Source organism: Fictibacillus nanhaiensis, assembly GCF_049537595.1.
In the GTDB taxonomy this organism is placed as follows: domain Bacteria; phylum Bacillota; class Bacilli; order Bacillales; family Fictibacillaceae; genus Fictibacillus; species Fictibacillus nanhaiensis_F.
On the sequence record NZ_JBMULM010000001.1, the window covers coordinates 122,863 to 141,585 of the forward strand.

Below are 18,723 nucleotides of genomic sequence, written 5' to 3' on the forward strand. Positions count from 1 at the left end.
GGATGTGATCAATGTGCAAACCAAAACACAGCAAGTGAACAAGTATTACTTAAAAACGAAACGCATGTTTTTGGGCATGCAGGGGACAGATGGTCTTCTTTACAAGCTCTTGATCTACGGACTCTTGGTCGGGATCGGATTCGTGTATCTCTATCCGCTTCTCTACATGGGTGTGTACAGCTTTAAAAGTTTGGATGATCTATTGAATCCGCTTGTAAACTGGATTCCAACACAGTTTTATACCGGAAACTATGAGCAGGCGAACAAGGTTCTAAACTTTTTCTCAACATTGATGGAAACATTGTATGTGACCGTTCTGCCTGCATTGGCGCAAACAGCTGTTGCAGCAGTAGTCGGGTACGGACTCGCTCGATTTGAGTTTCGCGGAAAAAAGATCATGTTCGTTCTTGTACTCGCAACGTTTATCATTCCGCCACAAGTGACACTCATTCCAAGATACATCTTCTTTAATGAGCTGAACATTCTTGGCAGTTTGAGTGCGTTCTTGCTTCCGGCAACGTTCGGACAAGGATTGAACAGCGCGATCTTTATCCTGATTTTTTATCAGTTTTTTAGAGCCGTGCCAAAAGCTTTGGAAGAAGCAGCTCAGCTTGATGGAGCAGGGCATTTTCGAATCTTTTTCACAATCGCATTACCGATGGCTTTGCCTGCGATCATTATCTCGTTTCTGTTCTCGTTCGTTTGGTATTGGAACGAAACGTATCTAGCGGCAATCTATTTTGGAGATGCGTTAACAACATTACCACTGCAGCTGCAAAAGTTCGTTGCGACATATCAGCAGATGTTCCCAGCTGAGATGGGAGTGTCGGGCGGCAACCAATTGAACGAAGGAATCAAGATGGCAGGAACCGTCCTGTCGATTCTTCCATTATTGATCGTGTACTTTATCACGCAGCGCTGGTTCGTTGAAGGTGTGGATCGTTCGGGGATAACTGGGGAGTAAAGATTGGTTGGGGTAGTTGATTTCCGTTTCAGGTACTCGCTTTCCGCGGGGCAGGCGGTGAGCCCCTTGCCGCTTTGCGCCGTTAAGGGTCTCACCTGACCGCTTGTCCCGCAGGAGTCTCGCACCTTACACTCCAATCAACTTTTCAATGATGCACAATCAAAATCTTTTGAAAATCCACGATTCCTTGAAGGAAATGAAAGTGAAAGTGGTAGATTGAAAGGAGAATTTTAAGATGGATACACAGAAACTATTGGACCTTGAAGCAAAAGGATGCTTTGATTTCTTTTGGAACGAAGCGAATACGGATAAAAACAGCCCGGGATACGGGTTGATCCTGGATCAGTCAGCGAATAAAAAAGTAGCAAGTATCGCATCAAACGGGTTCGGATTAACGGCAATCATAATCGGAATCGAGCGCGGCTGGATCACGAAAGAAGAAGGGTACGAACGGACGAAAGGAACGCTCGAAACATTCCTGAACAACGTCGAACACGCGAGCGGCTTCTTTTACCACTTCTTAAATATGCAGACGGCGAAGAAAAACGAAGAGTGGTACGACTGTGCGTCGATCATCGATACGGGAATTTTCCTATGTGGTGCCGTAACATCTGCTGAATACTTTGGCGGAGAGATCGCAGAGCTATTCGAGAAAATTTACGCGCGCATCGACTGGAACGTGTATTATGACGAGCCGGTTAACCAGTTCTACATGGGCTACAACCCAGAAACAGGCGGCTTCCACCATTGGGATATGTATGCGGAGCAGATGATGACGTACGTGCTTGGTGTCGCTTCTCCAACACATCCAGTTCCCGCAAAAATTTACGAAGGTTTTGAGCGCAGAAAAGGGACGTACAAAGATTACGAGTACATCCATGCGCCAGGAAACGCGATGTTCGTTCACCAATATTCGCATGCGTTCATCGATTTTAGAAACATCGTCGACGGAGACGGAATCAACTGGTACGAGAACTCGGTAAAAGCATCCCTTGCGAACCGTGCGTTTTGTAAAGAAAAATCGAGTGAGTTTAAGACCTATCACGAGAACGCGTGGGGCTTAACGGCTTGTGCAAGTCCGACCGGCTACCGTGTTCCAGGGGCTCCTCCTTATTATGAAGGATGTGAGCCTGACCTAGAAGGTACGGTCGCACCGACGGGAGCAGCGGGATCGATCGTGTTCACACCAGAAGAGTCGATTGCGGCAATGAAGTATTTTTATGAAGAGCATCCACAGCTTTGGGGTGAGTATGGCTTCCAAGATTCTTATAACCTGGATGTAACGCCAGCTTGGTATTCAGACCATGTAATCGGAATTGATAAGGGAATAACGCTTCTTATGATCGAAAACTATCAATCTGGTCTCGTATGGGATCTTTTCATGAAAAACAAGTATGTGAAACAAGGTGCTGACCTATTAGGTTGGAAAAAGATAGAAGGAAGTCCTGTAAAATGATTGAGATCAAGAACAAACAGATCATCATCGACGGCAAGCCCGTGCTGATTACGTGCGGTGAGATTCATTACTACCGTCTTGATAAAAGCGATTGGCAAGACCGATTGGACAAGCTAAAAGAAACGGGTTGTAACGCCGTGGCCACTTATGTGCCATGGCTTTGGCATGAGCCGGTGGAAGGGCAGTTTGATTTCACAGGCAAAACGCGTCCTGAAACAGACCTTGCCGGGTTTATCGACCTTTGTACAGAAAACGGCTTTTATTTTTTCGTTCGTCCGGGACCATTCATTATGGCCGAGATGAAAAACGAAGGACTGCCTTATTGGGTGTATGAGAAGCATCCTGAGATTATTCCGGTTGGTTGGGACGAGAGCGAACCAACGACACCAACCGTCGATTATCTCGCACCAAAATTTTTACAAGAAGTTCGTAAGTATTATGAAAAAGTAATGGAAGTGGTTACGCCGCGCATCTATCCGAACGGCGGTAAAATTATTGCGTTTCAGCTTGATAACGAAGTGGGAATGCTGTCATGGGTGAGCAACACACCAGATTTGACGGACAATGTGCTGAACGATTTATCAAATTGGTTGAGTGAACGATACGGAGATAACGTTTCTGACCGCTATCCGTTCTCGTTGGAAGAAAGTGCTGAACGAAACACTGCATTCCGCTCTCCGAAAGAAGAGTATGCGGCACAACTGTTAAAAGATCTAGGCTATTACATGCGCTACCGATTCGCTAAATATATCGCGATTTTAAGAGAGTACGCGGAAGAGTTCGGTGTGAAAGACATTCCGTTCGTCGTAAACATCCACGGAACAGGCGGAGGACGAGGCTTCACGTACCCGATTGGAATCAGTCAGCTGTATGAAACGTATAACCAAGGACATGGATACATTTCTGGTTCTGATATTTATTTTGGAGATCTTGACATGAAAACCTTTCAAGACCTCTACATCATCAACGGTCTGATGGAAGCCGTTCATAACGAGGATCAGCCGTTAACGTCTGTGGAGTTTAACTGTGGTGACGGAAATTTTGGTGAGACACTAGGCGAGCGCTATGATCCTTCAGCAGCGGATTTTAAGTTTAGAATGTGTCTTGCTCAAGGAAACCGACTGATTAACTATTATCTATTTGCTGGCGGGAAAAATGCTAGGCTCGATACGCTTGTTGACGATGGAAACGACCGAATCGCCTCAACTGGTGAACGCCATGGTTTCGCAGCACCGATCGGTCCAGAAGGGGACTACAACTATACGTTTCCGCGCATGTCACGCGTGAACCAAAGTGTGATGGCGGTGAGCGATAAGCTCGCGCGAATGAACGAAGAACGAGATGAAGTATCGTTCGCGTTCATCCCTGATTATTATATGACCGAATATCGTTATCCGGAGAGTGAAGTGATGCGTGAGATCCTCTCAAACATCGAGGCGAACCGCGGTGCCGGCGCTTGGGAGATCATGGGCCGTGCGATGTTGCTGAACGGTTATCGTTTTACAGCGATCGATGTTCAGAACAAACCGCTGGATGTGACGAATACGCCTGTCCTTGCGTTACCGTCCGCACGCTATATGGACAGTGCGATTCAAGAGAAACTCGTAAACTATTTAAACACGGGTGGGAGCATTCTACTATACGGTGAGGTTCCTCTTTTTGATATGGAAGGGAAGGACTGTACGCTGTTAGCGGAAGCGCTTGGTGTGACGTACAAAGGGATAAGCCGTGATGGTCACGGAAACTACCTCTCTATTTATGGAGCCAATTGGGCTTCAGCTCAGCCAGAGATTCGTTCAGGCTTCGTTCAGCGTTTTGAAGTGGGACCGAATGTGACGCCAATTTTCAGAGTATATGGATCTAATGATGTGTGTGGGTTTGAGTCAGAGGTAGGAAGCGGACGCGCGATCGTGATCGCAAGCTTCTATCGCTGCGATTTGCCTTTCTTTAAAACAGCTCTTGAACGACTAGGAAGTCGTGTGAAACTCACGCATGACTGTCCACATCACGGCATCTTTATGACATCGACTGCTGATGCAGAAGGTGAGCGTTTCATTCATCTCTTGAATTTAGATGGATTTGATAAAGAATTCTCGCTGTATGAAGATGGCGTAGTGTTGTTAGGCGGAAGGAAGCTGTTGTTGCAGAGCAAAGATGGTGTGATGCTGCCTATGAACCTAGCTGTAGGTAGTGTGAAAATTGCTTACGCGACAGCAGAAATTACGGGTGTAAGTGCTGATTATATCGATTTCCGCTTAACTCAGGTGGAAGATGTGATTGCATTTGACTCTGGAACGAAGATCTTACCGAGTGCTGATTATGTGATTGAAGAAAATGATGAATTGACGCTGGTTCGCAGCAAGAAACATGCGAAAGTGGATGATCAGTTGCGTGTTTTCATTGGTTAAACAGGTGTTTAATAGTAGTAAAGAGACCTTGGGAGCTATGTTTGGAAGCTCTCAAGGTTTTTTGTTCTTGTGAAGGGGTGCGTGGAGCATTTTGGCGATAGTCTGAGCTTGCTTTGAGGTGTTTATCGGTGGTGAGCGTGCATTTAGCGGTGCTGATATGGTTGTTTCAGGTGGTCGGGTAGCATTTACCGGTGGAAAAACGAAATCACAGGTGGTCACAACCCATTTACCGGCGAACGCGTAAAAAATATAAAAACACGTACCGTAAAACGAAGAAATATATTTACTCCAGCCTCACCTATTGGTATAAATTACCTATAGAGGGGTGGCAAGAATGAAAGTACTTAAGCATAACAGCAAGTTAAGGCGCAATAGCCTTGCTATTATTGGTTTAGCTATTATCCTTACAAGTTATTTTCAAATAGATACTTGGTGGACTTATGTGATCGGCTGTTTACTATTATTAGGTATAGTTCGTTTTGAATCGAAATTAGAAGTAAAACTTTTTTTAAAATCCATCTGGTTTGTATATCTTTCGTGGTTCATCCTTCTTCTCGCAGGTGGGGCAGACCGGAACATGACCATAGAGGCTTTGGGAAACGTTGCTTTAATAGGAGCATTCTTTTTCCCTCTATTTCTCCCCGCTATTTCAGTCATTCCATACTTTCAAGTAAAATGGCTCCTTCCTTATGAAGGGAGAACGTTTAAAAGAGCTGCGAACTATGTTTTCTTTGGTTGGATGTTTTTTTGGATCGTGGTTATTGGGTTCTTTCAACTGTAAAACGCAAAAAAAAGAGGATCACCTCAAAAGGCGTCCTCTTAACAAATTTACTTAACCAACCTAAACGGAACACTCACCACATCATGGCTGTTTTTCCCGATAAACATCGTAAACTTACCAGCATCACTCTTGAACTCGAGGTTCTCGTGGTGATAGCGAAGCATTTCTTCTGTGATCTCGAATGTTACTTTCTCAGATGCTCCTGGCTCAAGAACAATCTTCTTATAACCTTTTAACTCTTTCACCGGACGAACAACATCACCCGCAATATCGCGGATATACAGCTGAACAAGCTCTTCACCGGCAACATCGCCTGTATTCGTAACGGTTACAGAAGCCGTAATCGACTCATCCTCTGTCAGCACATCACTCGACAACTTCACATCGTCATACGTGAACTCTGTATAGCTCAACCCGAAACCAAACGGGAATAAAGGCTCGTTCGGAATGTCCAGGTAATGAGACAGGTAGCGCTCTTTATTTTCTGGAGTCGGCTGCGGACGACCTGTGTTGAAGTGATTGTAATACACAGGAACCTGACCAACGGAATACGGGAACGACATCGATAAACGACCAGATGGATTCACGTCTCCGAATAAAAGATCAGCAATCGCAGCACCTGCTTCAGTACCCGGATACCAAGCTTCTAATACTGCATCAACTTGATCTGCTACACCATGCAGATCGAGCGGACGACCGTTAAAGAGTACCGTCACGATCGGCTTACCTAACTTTTTCATTTCCTGAATCAGTTGAAGCTGAGGCTCGGGCAGACGAATGTCAGCACGGCATCCCGCTTCACCGCTCATGAATGAAGCTTCTCCAAGTGCGAGCACGATCACATCTGCATCACTCGCAACACGAACTGCTTTTTCCAACTGCTCAATCGTTACAGACTCAACCTCACAACCGTCCGCAATGGTTAAAAGAGAAGGATCAGCCAACTTGTTTAATAGACCGGTATCTACTTTTACCACGTCATCATAAGCACCTTGCCAAGACCATGGGCCCATCAGATCGCCATTTGTAGCGAACGGACCGATGAGTGCAATTTTTTGCGTTGGTTGAAGGGGAAGAACGCCACCTTCATTTTTTAGAAGAACACATGATTTCGCAGCAAGTTCACGAGCTACATCACGGTGCTCTTCACACAAAATCACTTCTTCCGCACGCTTCTCATCAGCACCACGGTAAGGATCTTCAAAAAGTCCGAGCTTCTGTTTCAATGTCAGAATACGTTCTACCGATTCATCAACGAGAGATTCCGATAACTTGCCACTTTCCACAAGCTTTTTCACATGGTCGACGTAGCACGTTGTCATCATTTCGATGTCAACACCAGCTGTCAGCGCTTTATATGCTGCTTCTGCTTCGTCTTCAGCGACACCGTGCGGAAGCTGCTCTTTTACAGCACCCCAGTCCGAGATGATTACACCGTCGAAGCCCCACTCGTCACGAAGAAGGTCGCGCATCAGCTTTTTGTTTGCCGTTGCCGGAATACCGTCCACTGTGTTGAACGCCGTCATCACCATCTCACAGCCCTCATCAAGCGCTGCTTTATACGCAGGCAGGTAAGACTCGCGAAGCTGACGTTCAGACATGTTCACCGTATTGTAATCGCGTCCGCCTTCAGGAGCACCATATGCCGCAAAGTGCTTCACACAAGCTGCTACACGATCTTTGTCGTTCGTCAGATCTGTCCCTTGGAAACCACGAACGAACGCACGAGCAAACTCGCTGTTCAGGAAACCATCTTCACCCGTGGATTCCATAACACGCCCCCAGCGCGGATCACGAACGAGGTCGACCATCGGCGCGAACGTTACGTGAACACCTGAAACAGAAGCTTCTTTTGCTGCGATCTCTGCACTTTTTTCAGCAAGGTCCATATCCCATGAACAACCAATCGCGAGAGGGACAGGGAAAATCGTCTTAAAGCCATGTACGATATCAGCCATCATCAATAAAGGAATGCCATGACGGTTTTCTTTTAAATGTGCGTCTTGAATGTTGCGCGTTTCACGAGCTCCTGATCCACCAAGAACAGATCCCGTATTGCGAATCACGTCATCCGTGATCCCCATCTCCTGCATAGGACCCGTGATGAAGCCTTGATCAGATGAACCTTTAAAGAAAGGAGTAGCAAGCTGAACCAATTGGCTGATCTTTTCTTCCAATGTCATGTCTTGAATGATATGTTGCACGTTTTGCTTAAGCATAAAGAAAACCTCCTGGATATCGTTTAATGTGTATGGTCTGACGTAATCGAAACGTTTCGATAAACCTGATAATAAAAATTATAAGCGCTTTCATTTTGAGAGTCAATGAAAAATCGAAACGATTCACTAGATTTGAGTCGTTATTTATTCATTGAACTTTTATAGTCAACTTCTTAAGAAATAAAGGTATGATTTTTAGCGTAGTGTTACTTCTAAAAGATTTCTTCCTTAACAAATAATAGATAATTTTTTTACAAGTGATAGATTTCCAGCATTCACTTCGTATTACATAGTAGGTACCAATAAACAGCAGGAGGGGTGTACGATTGAAAGTCACAGAAAACAATGTTGTACAACAACTAATAAATAAGAATGAAAATGCAATTTCTTTTATGATCCAACAGTACGGTGGTTTACTCACAGCGATTATCAAGCGTCATGTGAATAATCAGCAACAAGATTATGAGGAATGCTTAGACGATGTGTTGCTATCGGTATGGGACAATATTTATTCCTTTGATCCTACAAAAAACACGTTCAAACAATGGATTGCCGCTGTTGCGAAATATAAAGCCATTGATTATCAGAGGAAACAGCTTTCTCTTCAAAAACAGCAATTCTCAGTAGCGGAATTTCATGATTCCATCCTACCGACGCAAAAGCCACAAGAAGAGAGCCTCGTTGATGAGTTGCTTCAGCAGTTACCTGCCAGTGAACGGAGAATTTTTAAAAAGTACTATTTAGAAGGAAACTCATCAAGTGAGATCGCTGCTGAATATAACGAGAGAGAGTCTTGGGTGTACAACAAGCTATCTAGAGGACGTAAAAAACTAAAAAGCTTTTTGTTTCACAATAACGAAGCATGAGGAGTGAAGATATGACGATCTATCGCGAATTAAACGAAATGGATATAGATTTGAAACAATATGAAGAACAAGATCTTTCTCATTTTGAAAAAAAGAAATGGGAAAAGCGAGTACTAAAGAAAGTAAGAAAACATAAGCCATCGCAGGTAAAGAAGTATATGGGTTTAGCAGCTGCCATGCTCATAGCAACAGGAATATCACTGAGTACTGGAATCGTCTCTATAGCAAATATGCCATTTGTAGGAGAAACCATTGAAAAATATTTGAATCAAAACGAGAATCTTGATTTTTCTTCCTATAAAACAGCGATCGGACAAACAGCTGAAAATGAGAAGGGTAAGTTGACGTTGAACGAAGTGATGATCGATGGAGGACGTTTACTCATAAGCTCGACCTATGAACCAGCAGATGGCATCGACTTTCATCATAAGATGCACCCTATGCCTAAAGTAAAGATGAATGGTAAAGACTTAACGTCAAGTACAGGCGGGCAATCGATCGAATTGAACGATTCCATGTTTACGGTTTACAACGAAGTTCAGTTAAAAGAGATCCCAATCGGGGAGAAGGTCCAGTTTCATATCGAGTACGATCGCTTAGATCTAGAGATGAAGATGAATCAGCCGTGGGTGTTTGATATTGAAGTTCCAACCGAAAAGTTAGCAGCGGCGAGCAAAACGATCACGCTTGATCAAAAGATAAAACTCGAGAACGGACGCTCTATAAAACTAGAAAAAATGATCGTCACACCCATTTCAACCGTGTTGTATTATGATTGGCCAGGCGAAGAGAATCACATCGCGTTTAAGATTGTAAGTGAATCTGCAACGGAAATCTTGCCAGATACGGTTTCTGTTACACCGGAAGAATCTTATAACCGATTTAGTGCGATCGATATGGAATCAGAGAAATATTATGTAGTTCCATTTGAGCACTCAGAAAATCCTCATGCAGAAAAGCCGGGGCGTATTCCAGAGCTTTCTGTTCCTATAAACTAACCTGCAAAGCAAAAACACTTGGCGACGATCCCAAGTGTTTTTTTGCTGTCATAACTCCTATTTCACTAAATCACTCAATTTACCGTTTCGTTTCTCTCTTTCACTTTCATCCGCAAGATCATACTTTTTCAAAAGATGAAACACTTCATTTAAGTATGTCTGATCACTATCATCAGATAAAGAATCGCCAACCTCCATCACCAGTTCACGCGGCATAAAGGCGGATTGTTCGGCTAGCTTCTGCTTCACATCTTCTAACGTGTGGTCGATCGTGCATTTGCCCATCTATAATCAGTCTCCCTCTATCTTCTATTGAAAAAATCGTAACATACATGTCTGTTGAAGTGGAAGAATAGTGTCTCAGCTAGGATTCATGTTACGCTATTAAGGATATAAAAATAGTGGAGGTGTTAAACATGCGTTTAAAAGGTAAAAAAGTGCTCAGTCTCGTGCATCATGATTTTGAGGATTTAGAATTGTGGTATCCGATCTTACGATTGCGTGAGGAAGGGGCGATTGTGGAACTGGTAGGAGAGAAAGCAGGAGAGACGTATATCGGAAAATACGGTGTTCCGGCTGACGCTGATTATGCGTTTGGTGATGTGAATGCTGGAGATTACGATGCAATTTTAGTTCCTGGTGGTTGGGCACCGGACAAGCTGCGCCGTTTTCCAGAAGTGATAGAAATGGTTCAGCATATGGAGAATAACAAAAAGCCGATCGGCCAGATCTGTCATGCAGGCTGGGTTCTCGTGTCTGCGAAGGTTTTAAACGGTAAAAAAGTAACGAGCACACCTGGAATCAAGGATGACATGGAGAACGCAGGCGCAACATGGATCGATGAACCTGTCGTTGTTGACGGTCACCTCGTATCAAGCCGCCGTCCACCAGATCTGCCGGATTATATGCGTGAGTTTGTTGCGGTTTTAGAGAAAAAGTAGAGTTAGTTATTAAGTGAGGCATCCGATTGTTTGCGAATCGGGTGTTTTTTTGTGTGAAAGTCAGCATGTTCGGGTGGTTATTAAGGATTTTTAGGTGAACGTTTGGGAGTTAGAGATGCTCATGCTTCATTTACCGGTGAAAACTCGGTCTTTACAGGTGGAAACGAGGTATTTATCGGCGAACGTGTAACAAATATAAAAACACGTACCGTAAAAAATAATCCTTGATCAACTATTCATCCAAAGAACCCAGCGCAATAGACGACCAAATTTTCCCATCACTTCACCAAGATAACCCCAATAACATGACATAACCGAGTTCCCAAGATCCACTCATCTCTATACACTACTAACACAAGTTCCTTCAGCATTGGAGTGAGAATACATGACATCCAGAGACGATTTTATAAAACAAGAAGGCTCAACGTTCCCTGGCAAAACATACGTAGAACATCTACTTCGACCCGTTTTCAACGACCAAAGAGACTATCTTTTTAAACATATGTTTAATATTCACCGCGCACATGTTGTGATGCTATCTGAGCAACGAATCTTAGATAAAAGTGATGCCGTAAAAATACTCCAAGGAGTAGAAAGCATAGCCAAGATCGACCCACAAACACTAACCTACGATCCACAATTCGAAGACTTATTCTTCATGATCGAACACAAAATGAGTGAAGAAATCGGACCCGATCTTGCGGGCAGTATGCATATGGCGCGCAGCCGAAACGACATGGGAATCGCCATGTACCGTCTCGTGCTCCGAGAACACATTCTCACACTCACAGAAAGCGCGCTTTTACTCGCAACAGCACTTCTAGAAAAAATCGACGAACACGCCGAAACCATCATGACCGCCTATACCCACACCCAACCCGCACAGCCGACAACGCTCGGCCACTATCTAACAGCTGTGCTAGACATTCTAATACGTGATATCAAACGTCTTCAATCAGCATACGAAATTGTGAACTGTTCACCAATGGGAGCGGCAGCACTCTCTACAACGAGTTTTTCAATCGACCGCAATAGAGTTTGTGAACTGCTCGGTTTCTCAAAACTAATCGAGAACTCATACGACGCTGTTGCTGGTGCCGATTATCTGATAGAAACCGCGACTGCCTTGTTAACGTTGATGACGAACAGCGGGCGTTGGATTCAAGATTTTCTTCAGCTTGTTACGCGTGAACACGACGTTATAAAAGTGGCAGATCCATACGTGCAGATCAGCTCCATCATGCCGCAAAAACGAAATCCGGTTTCTATCGAACACTCTCGGGCACTCGCCAGTTCATCAGCAGGAGAAGCACTCGCTGCAATCCACATGATTCACAACACCCCATTTGGCGATATCGTGGATACGGAAGATGATCTTCAGCCGCACTTATATAGAAGTTATAAAAAAGCAAACCGGGTGATGCACCTCATGCATGCGGTCATCCGAACGATGGAAGTGAACAAAAATCTAGCACTCACTCGTGCAAAGACATCTTGTATCACGATTACAGAGCTTGCGGACTTTTTAGCAAAAGAAAAGAGAGTGCCGTTTCGAGCAGCTCACAAGATGGCGAGCACAATTGCCAAAAAGTGTGCATCTGAAAATCAAGAACTCCACGAAATGCCACATCAAACGGTTCAACAAATTTTGATGACTCATCACCAAAACCTGACTCTCACCCAAAAAGAGTGGGAACACATCATCTGCCCCATCCAATTCGTAAAAAGGCGTAGCATTCAAGGCGGGCCAAATCCAGATGAGGTGAGGAGGATGGCAGTAGAGAGGGAGAATATAGTTTACTCATGTAAAGAGGAGCTAAAGGTTGCAAACGATAACCTCAAGACTGCTCAAAAAAGATTGAGAGAGGAAGTTCATAAGTTGACTTCCAAAAAAATATAAACACCATTAATACCTCTGGGCACATAACGCTCATGAGGTGTTTTTATTATCATGCATGTATCATACAATTAATGGGAAGAGTTTTGTTATAATGATATAAATAAGTTGTCATGAAGGGAGATCTGTTTTGAAGAATTTTTATAAAATCATGTTATTAGGTTTTCTTTGTGTTGTATTACTATCTGCATGTTCAGAACCGCCTAAACCTGAATCTACGGTAAAAAAATATGTGAGTCATTGGCAGAAGCAAGACTTTAAGGCTATGTATAACATGCTAGATTCCAAGTCAAAGAAACAGATATCAGAGAAAGATTTCGTGAAGCGTTATAAAGATATTTACGGAGGTATTGAAGCTACGGATTTAGCAGTTAAAGCCTCTTCTAAAGTAAAACAGGAAAAGGATCAAGATAACGAAGCTGAATCAACGTATTCTGTAAAAATGAATACACTAGCAGGTCCTGTAGACTACAAGAATACATTAAAATTAAATCTCGAAGAAAAAGAAGATTCAGAGTCTTGGAGAATTGAATGGAATCCTACGCACATCTTTCCTGAAATGGAGGAAGGAGACAAGATTTCAGCATCTTCCATCTCTCCAAAACGAGGAGCCATCTTAGATCGCGAAGGCAACCCTCTAGCTATCAACGGAACAACATATGAAGTGTCGATCGTACCGCAATCACTTCCTGAAGATCAAAGTAAAACCATTGTTCCTCTAGCGAAAATATTAGGTGTATCACCAGAAGAGATCCAAGCCAAGCTAGATCAGCCATGGGTCAAGCCTGAATACAGTGTTCCTATTAAAAAGATGGCGACGGATAATCCGAAGATTCGTGATGCTGTTGCGTTAGATGGCGTTCAATCACCAAAAGTAGAAGCACGGATCTATCCTCTAAAAGAAGCAGCGGCACATTTAACAGGTTATCTTGGTCCTATAAATGCAGAGGAACTTGAGAATCTAAAAGGAAAGGGATACACTTCCCAAGATTCTGTTGGAAAAGCAGGTCTAGAACAAGTTTATGAAGAACAACTGCGCGGTACAGCAGGCGGGGTAATAAAGATACTAACAGCAGATAAAGAAGAAAAAGCTGTATTGGCGGAGAAAGAAGTTGTAAACGGGAAAGATGTGAAGACGACGATTGATAGTGGTGTACAAGGTTCAATTTATGCACAACTAAAAGGTGACGTGGGTACATCTTCCGCTATTCATCCGAAGACAGGGGAAGTATTAGCGCTTGTAAACAGTCCCTCATATAACCCTAATGAGTACACCCTTGGCATATCTAATGCCTTAGAAAAAAAGTGGGCAGACGATCCTAAAAATCCAAAGATGAATCGTTTTAAATATACGTATGCACCTGGTTCGTCACTGAAGCCATTAACAGCTGCAATTGGAATGGAAAACAAAACGCTTAACCCAAATGATGTTATGAACGTGAACGGAAAGTCGTGGCAAAAAGATAAGTCATGGGGAAAATACACAGTAACTCGAGTAAGTGCCGTTCCGAGTGTGGATCTGGAGAAAGCATTAATCTACTCAGATAATATTTACTTTGCGCAAGCTGCATTAAATTTAGGTCAGGATCAGTTTGTTAACGGATTGAAAAAATTTGGTTTTGGAGAAGATTTGCCCATCTCGTTCCCGTTTCGTGCATCTTCCATTGGTGAGGATGGCATGTCAGAAGTTCAACTAGCAGACAGTGGATATGGACAAGGAAAGATTCAGATGAGTGCACTTCACTTAGGGATTTCCTATACACCTTTCTTAAACGATGGAAACTTAATCTCGCCAAAGCTTGAATCAGACAATGCTCAATCAAAACAGATTTGGAAAGAAAATGTGATCTCACCACAAACAGCAGCTATCATCCGTGAGGACTTAACAAAAGTAGTCGCTAGCCCTAACGGCACTGCGCATGATGCTTATATGGCCAAGCTGCCACTGGCAGGCAAAACAGGAACTGCAGAACTTAAAGCGAGTAAAGAAGACAAGAACGGTATGGAACTTGGTTGGTTTGTTGCCTATGATCAAAACAATCCATCTCTCTTAGTATCAATGATGATAGAAGATGTAAAAGGAAGAGGCGGAAGCCATTACTTAGTTCCAAAAGTAAAAAAAGTATTTGAAGAGAATGTGAAATAAAAGAAATGCCTCCCAATTAGGAGGCATTTTTTTGTTATTTCAACAATTTTCAACAATTTTCTTGTATTAGAAAATTTTACCCTATATTATAGTGATAGACTATATAAGGGGTTGGGACGGGTGAAGAAACGCCGTTTTTTTATGGTGTTTGTCATGATTGCATGTGTGGCTAGTGTAGTTGGCGGACACTTTTATTACAATAACAAACTAGAAGAAACTGCTTATGCAGCAAAAAGAGAGTTAGAGATCACTGAAAAGAAGACTGCTACAAAAAACGTTTCATTAGAAGAAGTGGAATCATCCAAAAAGAATCATTTTGCAGATGCACCTGAGGGAATAGCTGAACTATTCAAAGAAAAGAAAAAGGCAGGGGAACCTCTTAAGTTTCACCTTGTTGGTTCAATGAATACATCTTCCGATCAAGGAACGTGGGCACAGCTATTTACAACTGAAATGACAAATACATATAAAGAAAAAGTAAACTTGCATACGACAAGTACAGGAGATATGACAAGTTTAGAACTTCAAGAAGATTCAATCTATGATGAGATTCAAGATAGAAATTCAGACGTTATTATTATAGAACCACCACTATTAAATGATAACGATGGAATAAGTATGGACGATACGTTGTTTGTGCTGTCCAATATGATTGAAGGAATAAAGACTTCAAATCCTGAAGCAATTATTCTAATTCAGCCTTCAAACCCAATCAGCTCGCCAGACAAATATGCTGATCAAGTGCTTGAATTAGAGAGATTTGCGAAAGAAGAAAATATTACTTATCTCAATAATTGGAGCAGTTGGCCGAGTGTAGACTCGGAGGAAATAAAGGATTACTACGATAGCACGACATTACTGCCGAATGAAAAGGGCCATAAGCTTTGGGCTGACTTTATGATAAAAACATTTCAATAACACAGGACTCCGTATATTCGGAGTCTTTTTTGCAGCCTTTCATATGGTATAGTAATTTCAAGTAATCATTCAAACAGGTGGTTTAACATGAAAAAGATTTTATTATACTGGCTCCCCGTCTTTCTGTGGATGGGAATCATTTTTTATGCCAGTTCTCAACCATATGAAAAGCAAGATTTGCGACCAACACTCTCAGCTAATTTAGATTTAACTATCATTGAGACGCTGTTCTCCTCCGTAGAATTGCATTACGCTGGCGATGAAATTAGTGTTGAAGCACTGGGAGCTGCTCATTTTCTTGAATTTTTTATAAGAAAGGCAGCCCACTTTATCACCTATTTTGTATTAGGGTTCTTAATGTATCGTGCCTTGAAACATTACTTGTTAAACAACCGTTCAACGTGGTTGATCGCCTGGTTCATGACGATTTTATATGCCATCTCAGATGAGATTCACCAAGGCTTTACCCCTAATCGATCGCCACATATAGAGGACGTAATGATAGATGCGACAGGCGGGTTGATAGGTATCTTATTAGCTTCCATAATCTATAGAAAAATCCGTACAAAAAAAATTTAGTTTAGTGCTACAATAAAAGAAAAAGAATGCAGGTGATAACATGCAAATGCCAATGACGATGCAATCGAATCTAGTGACGACTGGAAAAGAAAAACGAGTTGAAGGTAATGTGTTTGAGATTTCTTTAGAAGGCTATAAGCTGTTTATTTTAGATCATCCTGTACCGGTTCAGAAAAAAGAAAACAGCTCTCCGGTTGGAAAAGCTGTAATCAAAGAAGTGACGTGGAAAGCAGAATCCACACACCTTCTCTATGAACTTATCGATTTACACGGCGTAAATTAATGAGAAGGAACTCACATTGAGTTCCTTCTTTTAGTTTTTATATGTAATCGCCTGAGCACCCATCTGCTCCCATGCCGCTCTAAATTCTGTAAGAGGCAATTTTCGGTTTTTCTCCATACTCAGCGGATCATTCACATAAACGTTTTCACGATTATATCCCGTGATGACCACCGAATGTTCTTTCCACGTAATTTCAACTTGTCCTGACGGTGTATTCCATGTTCGTAATTCGCTTTTCGGTAATGCGCGAAAATCTGCATTAATGATAACCCATACAGGCTGACCGTTCTTTATCTTTCCAAGTACTTCATCAAAGCTGCTTCCGCTTAAATTTTCAATTCTGCCTGGCAAGTATCTCTCCGCAAGATCAGCCACAGGGCCATGATATACGCCATACCCCATCTTATTAAACGAATAGATATCCCCAACAAACCCGTCGTTTGGATTGCCATAATAATAGGTTCCATTCTCATTCTTATAAGGCGTGTCCACTTTTGGAATCTTTTCTGCGAGTTCCATTTTACCAACGTCTACACCTGCATGTTGCAATAGCATTGCTAGTGAAGTTACTTCGCAGCCTCGATCTAGTTCGGGCTTTTGTTGGATGAGAGGGACATTAGGAATTAAGGTTACTCCATCTTTTTCATAAACTTCTGTTGTGGTACTTTTTAAGTTTTCATTTTCATGAATTTCTCTTACTATACTTTGTTTTTTGTTTTGTTGATATCCTAAATAACAACCTAGAACAAACGATAATAAAAGTAAAAAAATTATCTTTTTCACATTAATCTCCTTTTATCAATCTACATTTATATATTACCAAAATAATATACCCTTAAGCGTTACTTACATGTTGTTTTGTCACTATTTGCAGTTTGAAGTAAATTTTCTTCTACATAATAAAAGGATATTGTCGATATAAGAAGAAAGTTAGATAGATAAATAGTAAAAAGGAGGAAAAAATGGAAAAGAATAAGACATTGAAACGTTTTATTATGACTTCCACGTTTGCCGGTGCTTTCTTAGCGGCACCTCTAATCGGGGAAGCTTCGTTAGGAGATCAGACACTTAAACTAGGTAAGACTCATAATGATGTTAAAGAATTACAATCAATACTAAAGAGCAGAGGGTACTTTAAACATAAAGAAACGACTAGCTATTTTGGTCCTATTACAAGAAAAGCAGTAATGGACTTCCAGCGATCGAATGGTCTTGTGGTTGACGGCATAGTTGGAAAGAATACATACAGTAAATTACTTCAAAAATCAAATCGAGATGATCAGTCATCCGTTCAGAAACCAAATGTTTCAAAACCTTCTATCCCAAATAAGCCTGCTGTCACTACACAAACGGGTAAAGTTCTAAAATTGAATTCTACGGGTAAAGAAGTTAAAAAACTTCAAGAAGATCTAAAATATCTTGGTTTTTTCACATTTTATAAAACAACTGAGTTTTATGGAACTATTACAACAGAAGCTGTTCGTAAATTTCAAATATCCCAAAGAATAAAGGCAACTGGAGTAGCAGATGCAGCAACACTAGCAAAAGTACAAAAACAAGTTGCAGCCAAGAAACAAACACCAGCGCCTTCTAAACCAGCACCATCAAAACCAACGTCACCTAATAATACTCCTGTGAAAGATAACTATCAGTTGAAATTTGGCAGTAAGGGAGCCGAAGTAGTGCAGCTACAGACTAGGCTTAAAAAGTTGGGCTATTTTACTTATCCAATGATTACTGATTATTTTGGGATGGTAACGGAAGAAAGTGTTGAGAAATTTCAAAAAGCAAATGGTCTACCTGTAACAGGAATTGTAAATACTACCGTGTTAAATAAAATCACGGAAGTCGAAAAAAAACCTGTTAATCAACCGATAAAAAGTCGTGATCAAATCACAATAAATGTTATTGCGAACGCTACAGAACTTATGGGTGTACCATATGTATGGGGTGGCACAACAACAAGGGGATTTGACTGCAGCGGATTTATTCAATACGTATTTGCCAAAGAGGGTGTTAAATTACCAAGAACCACAGCTCAAATGTGGAATGCAACTACTTATGTTTCCAAACCAGCAGTAGGTGATCTGGTCTTTTTTGAAACGTATACAACCGGTCCTTCCCATTTAGGTATTTATATAGGGAATAATCAATTTGTACATAGTGGATCAAGTACCGGAGTAACAGTAAGTAACTTAAATACAAGGTACTGGCAAAATATTTATTTAGGATCAAAAAGAATTAATTATTAAATGTACATCTAACCT

Annotated in this window: 17 protein-coding genes; 14 read left to right on the forward strand and 3 right to left on the reverse strand. The window is 41.9% G+C overall.

What is annotated here, in order from left to right; all coding sequences use genetic code 11:
- The first annotated feature begins 13 nt into the window (after positions 1 to 13).
- From ACOZ9X_RS00515 to ACOZ9X_RS00530, 4 genes are all read left to right on the forward strand, one after another.
- Positions 14 to 964, forward strand: coding sequence for a carbohydrate ABC transporter permease (locus ACOZ9X_RS00515; RefSeq protein ID WP_260858293.1), 951 nt, complete (start codon positions 14 to 16; stop codon positions 962 to 964).
- A 235-nt stretch (positions 965 to 1,199) separates the two neighbouring features.
- Positions 1,200 to 2,420, forward strand: coding sequence for a glucoamylase family protein (locus tag ACOZ9X_RS00520; RefSeq protein ID WP_423416563.1), 1,221 nt, complete (start codon positions 1,200 to 1,202; stop codon positions 2,418 to 2,420).
- Positions 2,417 to 4,828 (forward strand): beta-galactosidase, encoded by a 2,412-nt coding sequence (locus ACOZ9X_RS00525; RefSeq protein WP_423416564.1) that lies wholly within the window; start codon positions 2,417 to 2,419, stop codon positions 4,826 to 4,828. The genes ACOZ9X_RS00520 and ACOZ9X_RS00525 overlap by 4 nt, the downstream gene beginning before the upstream one ends.
- Before the next feature lie 334 nt (positions 4,829 to 5,162).
- Positions 5,163 to 5,609, forward strand: a complete 447-nt coding sequence (locus tag ACOZ9X_RS00530) for a hypothetical protein (protein WP_423416565.1) — start codon at positions 5,163 to 5,165, stop codon at positions 5,607 to 5,609.
- Positions 5,610 to 5,656: 47 nt separating this feature from the next.
- On the opposite strand, the gene bglX is transcribed toward ACOZ9X_RS00530, so the two are convergent.
- On the reverse strand, positions 5,657 to 7,828 hold the full coding sequence (bglX, locus tag ACOZ9X_RS00535) for a beta-glucosidase BglX (RefSeq protein WP_423416566.1): 2,172 nt from the start codon (positions 7,826 to 7,828) through the stop codon (positions 5,657 to 5,659).
- A gap of 326 nt (positions 7,829 to 8,154) precedes the next feature.
- On the opposite strand from bglX, the gene ACOZ9X_RS00540 reads away from it, so the two are divergent.
- A complete protein-coding gene (locus tag ACOZ9X_RS00540) occupies positions 8,155 to 8,694 on the forward strand; it encodes a sigma-70 family RNA polymerase sigma factor (protein ID WP_423416567.1) in 540 nt (179 codons plus the stop codon).
- Positions 8,695 to 8,705: 11 nt separating this feature from the next.
- Positions 8,706 to 9,692, forward strand: a complete 987-nt coding sequence (locus tag ACOZ9X_RS00545) for a DUF4179 domain-containing protein (protein ID WP_423416568.1) — start codon at positions 8,706 to 8,708, stop codon at positions 9,690 to 9,692.
- 57 nt (positions 9,693 to 9,749) lie between these two features.
- Here the strand turns inward: ACOZ9X_RS00545 and ACOZ9X_RS00550 are convergent, their stop codons facing one another.
- Positions 9,750 to 9,977: a group-specific protein gene (locus ACOZ9X_RS00550; RefSeq protein WP_197195067.1), complete on the reverse strand. Its 228-nt coding sequence runs from the start codon at positions 9,975 to 9,977 to the stop codon at positions 9,750 to 9,752.
- Between the two features lie 131 nt (positions 9,978 to 10,108).
- Here ACOZ9X_RS00550 and ACOZ9X_RS00555 point away from each other — a divergent pair, with 131 nt between their 5' ends.
- The 7 genes from ACOZ9X_RS00555 to ACOZ9X_RS00585 all read left to right on the forward strand — a co-directional run bounded on the left by ACOZ9X_RS00555 (position 10,109) and on the right by ACOZ9X_RS00585 (position 16,456).
- Complete coding sequence (locus ACOZ9X_RS00555) at positions 10,109 to 10,633, forward strand: type 1 glutamine amidotransferase domain-containing protein (RefSeq protein ID WP_423416569.1); 525 nt, start codon at positions 10,109 to 10,111, stop codon at positions 10,631 to 10,633.
- Positions 10,634 to 10,735: 102 nt separating this feature from the next.
- Positions 10,736 to 10,861, forward strand: coding sequence for a hypothetical protein (locus tag ACOZ9X_RS00560; RefSeq protein WP_423416570.1), 126 nt, complete (start codon positions 10,736 to 10,738; stop codon positions 10,859 to 10,861).
- Positions 10,862 to 11,018: 157 nt separating this feature from the next.
- Positions 11,019 to 12,533 carry an argininosuccinate lyase gene (argH, locus tag ACOZ9X_RS00565; protein WP_423416571.1) on the forward strand — a complete coding sequence of 505 codons (1,515 nt, stop codon included), beginning with the start codon at positions 11,019 to 11,021 and terminating at the stop codon, positions 12,531 to 12,533.
- Positions 12,534 to 12,660: 127 nt separating this feature from the next.
- Positions 12,661 to 14,676, forward strand: a complete 2,016-nt coding sequence (locus ACOZ9X_RS00570; protein ID WP_423416572.1) for a penicillin-binding transpeptidase domain-containing protein — start codon at positions 12,661 to 12,663, stop codon at positions 14,674 to 14,676.
- 120 nt (positions 14,677 to 14,796) lie between these two features.
- Positions 14,797 to 15,594, forward strand: coding sequence for an SGNH/GDSL hydrolase family protein (locus ACOZ9X_RS00575; protein WP_423416573.1), 798 nt, complete (start codon positions 14,797 to 14,799; stop codon positions 15,592 to 15,594).
- Positions 15,595 to 15,681: 87 nt separating this feature from the next.
- Complete coding sequence (locus ACOZ9X_RS00580; protein ID WP_423416574.1) at positions 15,682 to 16,173, forward strand: VanZ family protein; 492 nt, start codon at positions 15,682 to 15,684, stop codon at positions 16,171 to 16,173.
- Positions 16,174 to 16,213: 40 nt separating this feature from the next.
- Positions 16,214 to 16,456, forward strand: a complete 243-nt coding sequence (locus ACOZ9X_RS00585) for a DUF2584 family protein (protein ID WP_416729668.1) — start codon at positions 16,214 to 16,216, stop codon at positions 16,454 to 16,456.
- A gap of 30 nt (positions 16,457 to 16,486) precedes the next feature.
- Here ACOZ9X_RS00585 and ACOZ9X_RS00590 read toward each other — a convergent pair whose 3' ends face one another.
- Positions 16,487 to 17,239 carry a C39 family peptidase gene (locus tag ACOZ9X_RS00590; RefSeq protein WP_423416575.1) on the reverse strand — a complete coding sequence of 251 codons (753 nt, stop codon included), beginning with the start codon at positions 17,237 to 17,239 and terminating at the stop codon, positions 16,487 to 16,489.
- Positions 17,240 to 17,418: 179 nt separating this feature from the next.
- Between ACOZ9X_RS00590 and ACOZ9X_RS00595 the strand changes: the two genes are divergently transcribed.
- Positions 17,419 to 18,708 carry a peptidoglycan-binding protein gene (locus ACOZ9X_RS00595; protein WP_423416576.1) on the forward strand — a complete coding sequence of 430 codons (1,290 nt, stop codon included), beginning with the start codon at positions 17,419 to 17,421 and terminating at the stop codon, positions 18,706 to 18,708.
- Positions 18,709 to 18,723 lie beyond the last annotated feature (15 nt).

Bases quoted from the DNA above. Each gene is read 5' to 3' on its own strand.
- ACOZ9X_RS00520 (WP_423416563.1), top strand. From the start codon at position 1,200: ATGGATACACAGAAACTATTGGACCTTGAAGCAAAAGGATGCTTTGAT.
- ACOZ9X_RS00525 (WP_423416564.1), top strand. From the start codon at position 2,417: ATGATTGAGATCAAGAACAAACAGATCATCATCGACGGCAAGCCCGTG.
- ACOZ9X_RS00530 (WP_423416565.1), top strand. From the start codon at position 5,163: ATGAAAGTACTTAAGCATAACAGCAAGTTAAGGCGCAATAGCCTTGCT.
- bglX (WP_423416566.1), bottom strand. From the start codon at position 7,828: ATGCTTAAGCAAAACGTGCAACATATCATTCAAGACATGACATTGGAA.
- ACOZ9X_RS00545 (WP_423416568.1), top strand. From the start codon at position 8,706: ATGACGATCTATCGCGAATTAAACGAAATGGATATAGATTTGAAACAA.
- ACOZ9X_RS00550 (WP_197195067.1), bottom strand. From the start codon at position 9,977: ATGGGCAAATGCACGATCGACCACACGTTAGAAGATGTGAAGCAGAAG.
- ACOZ9X_RS00555 (WP_423416569.1), top strand. From the start codon at position 10,109: ATGCGTTTAAAAGGTAAAAAAGTGCTCAGTCTCGTGCATCATGATTTT.
- argH (WP_423416571.1), top strand. From the start codon at position 11,019: ATGACATCCAGAGACGATTTTATAAAACAAGAAGGCTCAACGTTCCCT.
- ACOZ9X_RS00580 (WP_423416574.1), top strand. From the start codon at position 15,682: ATGAAAAAGATTTTATTATACTGGCTCCCCGTCTTTCTGTGGATGGGA.
- ACOZ9X_RS00585 (WP_416729668.1), top strand. From the start codon at position 16,214: ATGCAAATGCCAATGACGATGCAATCGAATCTAGTGACGACTGGAAAA.
- ACOZ9X_RS00595 (WP_423416576.1), top strand. From the start codon at position 17,419: ATGGAAAAGAATAAGACATTGAAACGTTTTATTATGACTTCCACGTTT.